Origin of the sequence: Ruminococcus sp. RTP21358st1_G6_RTP21358_211008 (genome assembly GCF_040908885.1) — a bacterium.
Taxonomy (GTDB): domain Bacteria; phylum Bacillota; class Clostridia; order Lachnospirales; family Lachnospiraceae; genus Blautia_A; species Blautia_A faecis.
This window is the reverse complement of the sequence record NZ_JBDGDM010000012.1, coordinates 1-12,435: the sequence shown is the minus strand read 5'-3', so window position 1 is coordinate 12,435 and position 12,435 is coordinate 1. Positions and strand designations below refer to the sequence as shown.

Genomic DNA, 12,435 nt, shown 5'->3' with positions numbered 1-12,435 from the left:
CATGGCACATATTGGTATGAAAAGTCCTGTAGCAGCACGGTGGGCAGAAGGAAACAAGTACACAGAAGGTTTTGTTGTTGCAAAAGCAATCAACTTCAATGGAACCCCCAATAAAAATGATGCAGAACTTTGGGCAGATGATGGAGTAGCAGAGACTGATAAAAGTATAAAAGACATGGGGACTTCTCTTGGCATTGATGATCTGTCTCTGGAGAACCAGGCAAAATTGCTTGGTCATACATATGTAAAAGCAGTAGCAGGAGATTCAGGTCAGGAAGGAACTCCTGAGAGTATTGAAGTCGGATCAGAAGACGAAGCTCCATACTTTGGAGTTGGTTTCTATAAGCGAAGAAAGAAAAATGGAGTTACCAGTTTTACAGTAATCTGGCTGTACAAAGTCCAGCATAGTGAGCCAACAGAAAATGCTGAGACAAAAGGTGAAACTACAAACTTCCAGACTGCCACCATTGAAGGTAAAGCATACCCAGTGGAAGTTAATGGTAAGATGTCAATCGGTAAAAAACTTATTTTTGACACTGAAGCAAAAGCAAAAGATTGGTTGTACAAACAGGCAGCAATTACTGAGTAAACATTGAGGGAGATCATATGAGCGATTTAAGACCAACAGGAGCTCCGGTCGTTATCGGTGGACAGGAATATAATATCCTGTTCACCATTGGAGCAATTGAAGCAATTCAGGAATCCTGTAATAAAGCATTGGTGGAGACTATGCCGGCAATTGCGAGGGTGGCAGATTACAAAACTGATTCAGAAGACGTAAAAACATTTTATAATGTTATTGCTGCGTTTCTTACCGTAGATACAGGTAAGGAAGTAAAAACAGAAGCTATTGACGGACTTATAAAACCAGCTGAAATGAAAAAGATAGCAATTACTCTGCTGGAGGCATATGGATTTTCCATGCCGGATCCTGACAGTGACGATGAAGATCCTGAAGACGAAGAGGAAGAAAACCCAAACCAGGAGACCGGGCTATAAACGTAGCCCGGTTACTGTATGTGGGATGTAAGGTGCTCAATTATAGTGAAAAAGAGGTGCTTGAGATGACACTTCGGAAATTTTATCTGATCTATAATGAGTATCTGGATTATAACGGATTAAGAAAAAAGGACGAAGAGTTAAATTTGGACACCATTTTCTGATTTTCTTTCACAGCTCTGTTAAATGATATTGAATTTTACAGAGCTGCGGATTATAATTAAGAAAAACAGAAAGGTGGGTAGCATATGTTATTGGTAATATTGTTTGTATTGTTATTATTTGCAATACTGATAGGGGCTCTGATAAAGAAATTTGTCAAATGGGTTACATCACCAGTGGTGTATAAAACCCACATTGAAGAAGTCCCAATATCCAAGAAATAAGTATAAATAAAAATCCATGTAAAAAGAGCATCTCGGTTTGAGGTGCTCTTTTTATGTGGATTTTTTGTTGGGAGGACTAACTATGGCAGGAAAGAAAATTGGAATTGTACTTGCACTGGACGGAGAAAGACAATTTTCACAGGGCGTATCAAATGCGAAAAAAGAAAGTGCAATGCTAAATTCTGAACTGAAAAAACTCAGCACAGAATATAAGGGAAATGCCAATTCTCTTGAATTTCTGACTAAAAAGCAGGAAAACCTGTCAAAGCAGACTGAAAGTTATCAGAAAAGGGCGGAGTCTGCGAAAAAAGGATTGGAGAATGCACAGAAGGTATCGCAGAAAGCAGCACAGAGATACGAAGAACTTTCCAAGGCATTGAAAGAGGCTGAAAAAGCCCAGGAAAACATGCAGAAATCTGGAAAGGATGGTACAAAAGAGTATCAGCAGCAGTCAAAGGAAGTGGAAAGCCTGCAGAAGGCTGTTGAAAAGCAGGGCTTGGAGTGCCAGAAGTGTGAAGGAAAAGTATCGGACTGGTCTAAAAAAGTTAGTGACGCCGAGAATGATATAGAAAAAAATAACCAGGCTTTAAAACAGAATGAAAAGTATCTGCAAGAAGCACAAAATGCTACAGATAAATGTGCAAAGAGTATAAATGAGTACGGAAAAGAAACAACGACTGTGATTAGCACCACAAAAGAGTTTGGGGAAAGCTTGAAGGAAGGTTTTGGAGAAGCTTTAGCCGCAAAGGGCCTGGAACTTGCAGGAGAAGCTATTTCGGCAATTGGTGATAAGGCAAAGGAAGCAGCAGAGTATGTGGTGGAAGTCGGAAGTTCCTTTGAAGCTGGAATGAGTGAAGTGGAGGCTATCTCTGGAGCAACCGGATCAGAGCTGGAAGCACTGGAAAATAAGGCAAAGAGCCTTGGAAGTAGTACGAAATTCTCTGCAACGGAAGCAGCCAGCGCGATGACAAATATGTCCCTGGCCGGATGGTCTGTAAACCAGACTCTTTCTGGAATTGATGGCGTTCTACAGTTGGCAGCAGCTTCCAATATGGATCTGGCAGAAGCATCACAGGTTGTAACAGATAATATCAGTACTTTTAATCTGGAAGCATCGCAGTCAACCCATATAGCAGATATGATGGCATACGCGCAGGCGAACAGTTCGACTACAGCAGCAGAGCTAGGGGAGGCATACAAGAACTGTGGCGCCAACATGAATGCCGCCGGTCAGGACATTGAGACTACAACCTCTTTCCTGGAGGCTTTGGCAAACAACGGACTCCGGAGCAGTGAAGCTGGTACTTCTCTTGCTGCTATAATGAGAGATCTGACCAGCAAGATGAAAGATGGAAAGATCGCCATTGGCGATACTTCTGTAGCAGTCATGGACTCAAACGGAAATTTCCGTGATGCGACTGACATCCTGAAAGATGTAGAGTCTGCTACAGATGGAATGGGAGATGCGCAGAAGCAGGCTGCGCTCATGGCTACATTTACATCTGACTCCATTAAGGGCTTGAACATGCTCCTTAATACTGGAGCTGATCAGGTAGCTGGCTATGAAGAAAGTCTGAGAAATTGTTCTGGTGCTGCTTCAGATATGGCAGATACCATGCAGGATAATCTGCAGGGTAAATTGACAGAGCTTAGTTCTGCTACTGAGGGACTGGGAATTGCGGCGTATGATTACATTTCAGGTCCTTTGCAGGATGGTGTGGAACTGCTTACGGATATTGTATCTGGCTTAACAGACGTGATTACACCTCAAAAAGATGCAATGGAAGAAATGTACGATGAAGTTGTACAATCCTCCCAGAAAGTTGCCGATAATGTACAGGCGATTGACGATCAGTTTACCGGAACCCTGAATTCCGTGGAAAATGTAGGCGCTCTGGCTGACAGACTGGAAGAGTTAAATAATGTTGAAGATAGAACAGCTGTCCAGAAACAGGAAATGGCATCCATCGTGGACAAACTGTCACAGTCCATTCCAGAACTGGCTGGTGCTTATGATGATGAAAATGATAAACTGAGTGTAACTAATGATGAGCTGGAAAAACTGGTAGAAAACTATCAGCAAACAGCAATCCAACAGGCGGTAATTGCAGCCACACAGGATTTAATCAATGAGTCTTTAGCGGCACAGGTACAGCTGGATAAAGCACAGGAACAGAAAAAAATCACTGAAGATAGAATGGAACTCTTGGAAAAAGAGAGAGAATTAATTGTAAAGCTCCAAGAGGAAAGACAGAAGGCCAGTGTAGATCCAAGCTATCAAGTTGATATTGATTTTCCAACAGAGAAAACAAAACTTTATACAGAGGCATTGGAAAAAGGTGCAATAACACAGGATGAATTTAATTATGCTATGGAACATCTAAGCGATAGTAGCAGCGAATTGGATTCACGTTTGGATGGTATTGATGGAAGAACAGTAGCATATGGTGATGCAACTGGAATAGCAGCTACGAGCATAGCTGATTGTGCAGAGAAAATGGAAGGATATTCTCAAGCAATTGAGGAAAATCAAAAAACAATTGATAAATGCTCGGAAGAACAGGAAAGATATGCCAAAAGTGCAGAAAACATTACAAAAGTAAAAAAGGATAATACTGAATCAACAGAAGACAATACAAAGGCACAAGAAGAAAATGCTGATGCAATCCAAGCAACCGGCTTGGCAGCAGCAGGAGCTGGCACAGCCCTGGAAGGGTTCAACAAAACTATGGAACGCTCCCAGGAAGCTGCGGACGCTGCCAAGACAGCCATGCGCCAGATCCTGGATGAATACAATTCCACCATGGATTCTATCAAAGCTGATTTGCAGGATAAAATCAGTTTTGCAGATAAATTCGATGGTGGGGATGATATCACCACAGAACAGATGAACGAAAACCTGCAGTCCTGGGTGGATGGAATCCAGAACTATCAGCAGAATCTCCAGCGTCTTAAAGAAGCCACAGATGAGAGCGGACAAGCGATTTTCTCCGCCGAGTTTATCCAGGCAATCCAGGAGCAAGGAACTGATGCGGCTAATATGCTCCAGCATATGGTATGGACCTTGGACAACCAGGGAGAATACGGTGTTGAACAGCTGAAAGGTATCTCCAAGAAGTGGACTGATGCAATGGATATTTCTGAGGATACAGCAACGGTGATGGCAGCAAACAAGACCGCTTATGAGCTGGCGGTGGGAGAACTTGGCTCCACAGATTATGATTTTTCTGATCTGCGCGAGTCTATTGACAATGCCGTTGCTTCGGCTGTAGAAGGCTGGGCTGAGCTTCCGGCAGCCACACAGGAATCTCTCATGCAGACTGTCCAGATGGCGCAGGAATGCGGTGTACAGATCCCAGAGGGACTTGCAGATGGAATTGCAAGCGGTGAGATAACCCCTCAGCAGGCAATAGATCAGCTGAACGGAACTATTGAAGGAACAATCCAGGGCGTGGCAGAAATTGCCAATAAAGCGGGCATCCAGATTCCGAAAGAAATCCAGGCAGGAATTAATGCCGGTGGTACGCAGGCAGTATCAGCTATGCAGGAACTTCTGGCACTGATCCAGCAGCAGGCAGCAGATGCACAGTCTGCAGGTGAAGATGTTGGTACTGCTGTAGGAGAAGGAACCCAGAATTCAATTAAAGATCAGCAGTCTGGTGTTGAACAGGCTGGTGGCGAGATGGCGTCCGCCGGAGCGAAGGCGGCCGAAGAGAAAAAAGGCGAATATGAGAAAGCCGGAACGGTAGCCGCTCAGCAGTATCAGACTGGTATAAATTCCGGAAAAAGTGGCGCGATCAGCTCTTCCGGAACCATGGCAAGCCAGGCAGCGGCCGCAGTCCGGACCTATCAGAATAGCTTTTACACTGCTGGATACAACGCGGCTGCTGGTGTAGCGCAAGGTATATCAGCAGGCCAGTCCCAGGTCATCAGCGCTTCAATAAGAATGATCAATGCAGGTATTGCCGCAGCCAAGGCTGCAGCAGAGATTCATTCTCCATCAAAGAAATTTGAGAAAGAAGTCGGCTATCAGTTACCTGCAGGTACTGCGTCTGGTATAACTAAAAACACAAAGGTGGCAACTGCAGCCGCTGGAAAAATGTCAAAGGCTGTGTTGAAAAACGCCACCAGCTGGCTTAAGCAATACAATAAGAGCCATGAAGCTTCCCTGGACAATGAAAAATGGTACTGGCAGCAGATACGTGATACAGCTGTGAAAGGATCCACGGCCTATAAACAGGCAACCGCTCAGCTTAATAAGCTTAACAGCAGTTCCACGATCAGCAAGGCACTGAGCAGCAGTATAAAGAACAATTTTGGCGTATCCAAAGAAAAAGTTACCGGATCCGGAGATAATCAAAAGAAAACTACTAAGGATGCAGAAACTTATAATTCTGAGGTTCTCAGTGCTGCTGAAAAACGGCTGGAAAAGTACAAGACATTACATGCTGCTTCTTTAGCCCAGGAGAAAAATTACTGGACCACCGTTCGAAAGAATTTAAAGAGCGGAACTGATGCCTGGTATGAAGCAACACAAAAGATCCAGGAACTGGACACTCAGATTTACGAGGAAAAGCAGGAGAAGCAGGAAGAGGTAGCCAAAGCCAGAGAGGAAGCTGCAAAGACCCAGGCTTCAGTACAGAAATCCCTTTTGGAGACCTACCAGACCTATTATTCCATGTTCGCCAGGGCAGAGATGGAATATTGGGATATTGCCAGAAAACAGTTCACAGCCGGTACGGATGAGCGCATAGAAGCAGATAAAAAGTACCTGGAAGCCAAAGAAGATTACGAAAAAGAAAAGCTGCAGCTTGATGAAGATTACAATGATAAGCGGGAAAAGCTTGAAAAAGAACTAAATGAGACCATACAGGATCTGGAAGAAAAAAGGGACAGTGCCATAGCTGATCGGAAGAAAGACATCCTTTCCTCCATGAATAACTATGATGCCTGGGATGCTTCCGGATATACTGCAGATCGTCTGATATACAATATGAATACACAGGTTGAGGGACTGAAACTGTGGGAAACACAGTTGCAGGAACTGAGCGGAAAGGGACTTTCAGAGGGGCTGCTGCAGGAATTGAAAGATGCAGGACCAGAAGCAGCCGCCAATATTTACAGCTTGAATCAGATGACTGCAGAGCAGCTGGATGAATTTAACAAGCTTTGGGAAGAAAAGCAGGAGATAGCAGACAGGCAGGCAAAAAAAGATACACAGGCTACGCGGGATGCTATTGATCAGCAGATAAGTGACACCAGGAAAGATTATAAGAAACAGCTGGATGATCTGGCGGCTGAAAATGCTTCCGCGGTTGCAAAGCTGAATGAGGGCTTATCTACCGGTCTAAAGTCTCTGGTGGAACAGGCTGGCCAGATTGGTGAGGACATTGTAGGGAGTCTGATTGCCGGAATTCAGAAAGCAGGAACCGGCGGGACATTGCTTGATGTAAATGTATCGCCGGCTGGAAAAAATGTGTCAGCTTCTTCCGAAACCAGTGGAGCAACTGCTTCCAGCTCAGTTTCTTCCGGATCCGGCACTTCTGGAAATATATCCAAGACAGAAATTGCGCCGGCGCAAAAGAAAGAACTGGATAAAGTGACTGTGGGCGCAGCTGAGGAACCGGCAGAGATTGCAGAAGTACAGAAGCTGATAAATGCAAGCAAGGCGCATAAGAAATCCGTGTCGGATGCAGAGAAAAAGAAACATTCAGATCTGTGGCAGTACATTGTAAAAAAATACGGCAGGAGTGTGAATGATTCCACTGTAAAGAAGATAGCAGATGCCCTTAGCGTGGAAGCGGATGCAAAGCCGTCATCTAAGCAGAAGAAAGCTATACTGGCGGCAATGAAAAAGCGGGGACTTCGAACCGGAACAGAGAATATTCTGGAAGATCAGCTTGCATGGCTCTTTGAAAATAACGCCCAGGAGTATGTCCTTCGTAAATCGGATGGAGCGATCATGCAGAATATGCTTACCGGGGATAAAGTAATCAATCCACAGGGAGCAGAAAATCTCTATAATTTTGCCACAAACCCGGACCAGTTCCTGGCAGACAGATCTCTGGATGTAGGGAATGCCGGAATTGAAAAGCTTAACAGGCTGATCCGGCAGCAGTCTGAACGGCAGACGAAGCGGGCTGGAAGCTCACAGGCAGATAATGCCGATATTTTGAGCAAAATGGATTCAATGATGAGAACCATGGAAACCATGACGGAGAGCATGATAAGCACCATGAAGAACTTAAAGGTATTCATGGATAAAGACAAATTGGTCGGAGAAATCCGGGAAGACATGAATACCAAGAATGAAATGGCAGCTAAAAGACATGCAAGGGGGCGGCTGAGATGAAAATAAATGGCTGGGATATATCCGGGGCACAGGCCAGGCAGTGGAACGTGACTCCGGCTTTTTCGAATATCGAAAATGAAAGCGAATGGCAGAGGGGCAGCCCACTGCCATTTTTCGTCAACAGTTCCATCGGGTTTAAAACAATACAGATCACTTTCCTGATATATGGCGCGGATCGGAATGAAATCCTGCACAACTGCAGCACCTTGCTTTCCAAGATGATGTCCGAGTCGGTCATCCTGGAACTGGATAAGTTCGACCATAAATTTTGCGGATATATGGTAAAACATGATTTTGCTGAAAACCCACTTGGAAAACTGCGGGTAACATCCAATAGACTGAGCAGGATTACGGTTGATTTTTCGTGCTATGAATACGCTGAAAAACCGGATGGTTCTCCATATTCACAGTCTGCTTCCGGAATGTTGGAAATAGCAATAACAAACCCTGGAAATATCTGGACGCCCTGCATAGTGGAAATTACTCCGCGTGCTGCAGGTGCGTCAGCATTCACGGTTAAGGGGATTAATCGTAATCCGGATACAGGGGAGAGCCTGCCGGTTACAATCAGGAATACAACAAAGGATAAAACCGTTATCCTGGATGGTGAAACCGGAAAAATCACAGAGGCAGGAGTAAATAAATCCGCTGATGTAGACATCTGGAGCCTGCCGGTTCTTATGCCAGGAACGAACAGAATCACATTGGATAATACCTGGATGGATATCACGGTTAAATACCGTCCAAGATTTATGTAATTGCGGAAAAAATCGACAGGAATGTTGAAAAAACATAAATTTTTCAAAGAAATATGTGCGTTAAGGAGGATTTTTGAAAGTGACAAATCAGGAAATGATATTAGCATACAATGGAATTATGCAGTTCCAGAATATGGAACTAAAGAAATTTGAAGAATCCGGGAAGAAAATTCTTTCTGGAAAAATTCAGCTTGCTTTTTCAATTAATAAAAATAAAGCAGCAATTGTTCAGGCATTGCAGCCATATGAGGAAACGAAGAAATCAATCATTGAAGAGTACAGAGACACAGCCGCAGAACGGAAGGCCTGGGAGGAAGAGCAAAAAGCTGCAGAGGCAGAAAAACGACCTGTGCAGGATATAAGCATAAGTCTCCGTCCAGGTAAAAGTATGGAGGAGTATCAAAGAAAACTTAATGAGCTGGCAATCCAGGAAACCGATTTTGAGCCTAAAAAAGTGCCATTATCATTATTTGAAGGGCTGGATCTGACCAGCGCAGAGCTGGAACCGTTTATTTTTATGATTTCTGAAGATTAAAAGAAGGAGGCCCTATGCTTAAGATCTACGATACGAACCACAATGCCATAGGGCATATTGTTAAATACAAGGACTTAAAGATTGAGGGCGACGTTACTACAGGTGACCGGACGCTCTCTTTTACATACATGGCCCGTCATCATGAAATCTGTGAGGAATTCTATATTGAGACTCAGGATGATGAATATGTAGTAAAAGAAAAAGGTGTGAGTACAGATGGATTTCTTTCTTTTGTAGCAGTGCTGAACCTGGAAGAACTGGAAGCTAAACCATGGAGCTCTTTCAGCATTGCAGATTCCACAATTTCAGATGCGGCCAAGCTTGCCCTGGCTGGATCCGGCTGGACAGTGGGTGAATGCACGGTGACAAAGAAAAGAAATGCAGGTATCCTGCAAACGAACACGCTTGGAGTAATACAGAAGCTGTGCACCGCATTCATGTGTGAAGTTGTTTATGACACCAAGAAAAAGACGGTATCATTTTATGAGCAGGTTGGACAGGATAAGGGAACCTTTTTCCTTACCGGGCTCAATCTTAAAAGACTGCAGAGAAAAGGCAGTTCTTACGATTATTACACAAGAATTATTCCAATTGGACAGGACGGACTTACTGTTGAATCGGTAAATGATGGAAAGAACTATCTGGAAAATTACCAGTACACGAAAAAAGTTAAGACATACATCTGGAAGGATGAATCCTATACGGATGCTGCAGCATTGAAGGAAGATGCAGAAGCGAAACTGAAGGATCTGTCTAAGCCGGAAGTATCTTACAGCGCTGATATTATCAATCTGGCGAAACAGAAAGCTGGATACAGTGGATTCTCTTTTTCTCTGGGAGATACAATCACATTGATTGATGCCGCTACCGGGATACGTGAAAAACAGCGGATTATCAAGCTTACACAGTATCCGCAGGATCATACGAAAGATGAGTGCGAACTGGCGAATAAGCTTCCGTCTTTCGAAGAAGCCAGGGAAAAGCTCCAGGCGGCACAGGAGATTATCAATACTGTAATCAGTGATGATGGACGGTACACAGGAACGATCAATGTATCGGATATTTTGCATTTTGAAGAGGGGGTATCCGGAAGTGGTGCGGTTGGAAATCTTCAGGGACTATATAATGCTCTGAATGGAGATCTGTCTGAGTTAAAAGTATCTGTTGGACAAATTGAAACCAACTACATTAAAGCGGAAGACGCTGATTTAAAATATGCAACAATAAAAAAGCTGGAAGTGGAACAGGAAAAAGTAAAAAATCTGGATGTATTATACGGAAACATCAAGAATCTTCTTTCCGGAGCTGCCGGTATCGGAGAACTACAGAATATTCACCTCACATCACAGAATGCAGTATTGGAAGAAGCTTTAATTAAAAATGCAGTAATTCAATATGTTTCTGTGGGAGATTTACAGGCTGGAACAATCCTTACAAGCAAATTCACCATAATGGATCCAGATGGAGGACTTCTGATCAAAGGTCCCACAGCGCAGTGGAGTGACAAAAACGGAAATGTTCGTATTCAGATTGGTCAGGATGTCAGGAAGAATTTTACATTTTCTTTATTTGATGAGACTGGTACTGGTGTACTTATTGATTCAACCGGAATCAAGGAAAAAGCCATTGCTGACGGTTTGATCGTAAATAAGATGGTATCCGATGATGCAGCCATTGCCGGCACAAAGCTTGATATTCCGTCTGTGGTATCGGCAATTAATGGAAGTGATTCAACTATTAAGAGCAGCCGGATCTGGATGGATGAATCCGGACAATCTTTGAACCAGATGTATACCCGGCTGGATCAGAATATTACAGTTATTGATAAGAGCGCCTCAGAAGCCAAAAAGACAGCAGCGGCTGCAAACAGTACTGCATCTGCAGCAGCGGATACCGCACAGCAGGCGCTTTCAGTATTATCAGGTATCTCTACTCTGGATGCTCTTGGAGCTTCCCTGGATAATGATTCCCATGTGGTTCATACCAACACGGATGGATCCGGGGGAGATTACAGCGATTGCTATACAAGGATGACGGTGTATTTAGGAGATACGGATGTATCATATGATGCGGTTTTTGAAGTGACGGTATCAAAAGGAGTTTCCGGTAACTGGAATGCGAAGCTTAGAACATATTATGTAAAATCAATGTCCACGGATGATGGATATGTTGATATAGAAGCAGTGTATGGCTCCGGTGAAAGATATTTAACTACCCGGTCAGGTTTGCGACTGACTACCCGATCCGGTGCTTACCTTACTGCAATATGCGGTGGCTCACGCATCAAAAAGAGATTTTCCATCAGCAAAGCGAAAGACGGAAAGATTGGTATTAACTACAATCTGCGGGCGTCTGTTCTTGCTATCCGTAAGCAAAAAGATGGAAAAACATTAATTCCGGCAAGTGTGACTTTTTCCGCGCTGGAGTTGGATAATGGTACAGTACACAGCTATACAGGGCGGTACAAAGTGGAAGAGTCCACAGATGGAATAAATTATACCGTAAAATATCAGCCGACTGCTGATGAATTGCAGAAGGTTTATACACCTTCAAGTTCTGACATTAAAGCAATTCGCGCTACATTATACGCCGCAGGCAGCAGTACACAGGAGCTGGACAGCCAGACAGTTATTGTTCTGGCAGATGCAGAAGGTCTGAGTAGTGATATAGCCGCCGCCCAGAAGACCGCAGACCAGGCTAAGGAAGCCATTGCAACAACTCAGCAGAAAGTAACGAAGATAGAATCAAGTGTAAAAGGCTTTGAGGCATCTTTGAAGGAAACAAATTCGGAACTTCAAGGTGTAACAGACGGAACGCTTCTGTATAACATTCGGTACTTGGACAACGGAAATGACACCACGACATTGTACGCGACAATCTACCAAAAGGGAAAGGATGTAACAAAGAACTATCCGGACAAATGGTTTACCTGGAGGCGAAAGACTGAATCAGGAGAATACTATCTGGGATATGGCTATCAAATTACAGTTCAGAACAAAGATTACGAATTCGGCGGCGTTTGCGCCGGCAGATTCACAACCTACGACACATATAACCTTACAACCAAATCCGGAAAATATCTTACCACAAGATCCGGAAAACAAATAACAATATGGAGGGAAAACTAATATGGCAGATCAAGCAATAAATGCACTTTCAACCAAAACAGCTCCAGAAACCTCAGATCAGCTGCTCCTTGTTGGCGCAGGAGAACCACAGCTGATTGACTACGATAAATTGGCAGATGCGATTCTGAATAAAATTACATCAAAAAATTATGCTTTGGATGCCGGAACAATGACACTTCCGGCGGCGCTTAACGCGCTAAATGGCAAGAAGGAAAGCAATTCAGAAAATATAGATTCTGCCTCTGATCTTGCTGAAGATGTGCTTGAAAAATGCCAC

General features: G+C 43.8%; 7 protein-coding genes. All 7 read left to right on the top strand.

Features of this window, described 5'->3' with window-relative positions:
* The first annotated feature begins 1 nt into the window (after position 1).
* On the top strand, positions 2-589 hold the full coding sequence (locus AB5Z12_RS06470; protein WP_368357007.1) for a major tail protein: 588 nt from the start codon (positions 2-4) through the stop codon (positions 587-589).
* A 17-nt stretch (positions 590-606) separates the two neighbouring features.
* Positions 607-999, top strand: a complete 393-nt coding sequence (locus tag AB5Z12_RS06465) for a hypothetical protein (protein WP_368357006.1) — start codon at positions 607-609, stop codon at positions 997-999.
* 468 nt (positions 1,000-1,467) lie between these two features.
* Entirely contained in the window at positions 1,468-7,737 is a 6,270-nt protein-coding gene (locus tag AB5Z12_RS06460) for a phage tail tape measure protein (RefSeq protein ID WP_368357005.1), read from the top strand.
* Positions 7,734-8,495 (top strand): hypothetical protein, encoded by a 762-nt coding sequence (locus AB5Z12_RS06455; RefSeq protein WP_368357004.1) that lies wholly within the window; start codon positions 7,734-7,736, stop codon positions 8,493-8,495. The genes AB5Z12_RS06460 and AB5Z12_RS06455 overlap by 4 nt, the downstream gene beginning before the upstream one ends.
* Before the next feature lie 79 nt (positions 8,496-8,574).
* Positions 8,575-9,030 (top strand): hypothetical protein, encoded by a 456-nt coding sequence (locus tag AB5Z12_RS06450; protein WP_368357003.1) that lies wholly within the window; start codon positions 8,575-8,577, stop codon positions 9,028-9,030.
* Positions 9,031-9,044: 14 nt separating this feature from the next.
* Entirely contained in the window at positions 9,045-12,158 is a 3,114-nt protein-coding gene (locus AB5Z12_RS06445) for a phage tail protein (protein WP_368357002.1), read from the top strand.
* Between the two features lies 1 nt (position 12,159).
* Positions 12,160-12,435, top strand: a 276-nt coding sequence (locus AB5Z12_RS06440) for a hypothetical protein (RefSeq protein ID WP_368357001.1), incomplete at its 3' end; no start/stop codon positions are given.

Coding starts and splice junctions, on each gene's coding strand:
- AB5Z12_RS06445 (WP_368357002.1), top strand. CDS start 9,045: ATGCTTAAGATCTACGATACGAACCACAATGCCATAGGGCATATTGTT.
- AB5Z12_RS06470 (WP_368357007.1), top strand. CDS start 2: ATGGCACATATTGGTATGAAAAGTCCTGTAGCAGCACGGTGGGCAGAA.
- AB5Z12_RS06465 (WP_368357006.1), top strand. CDS start 607: ATGAGCGATTTAAGACCAACAGGAGCTCCGGTCGTTATCGGTGGACAG.
- AB5Z12_RS06460 (WP_368357005.1), top strand. CDS start 1,468: ATGGCAGGAAAGAAAATTGGAATTGTACTTGCACTGGACGGAGAAAGA.
- AB5Z12_RS06455 (WP_368357004.1), top strand. CDS start 7,734: ATGAAAATAAATGGCTGGGATATATCCGGGGCACAGGCCAGGCAGTGG.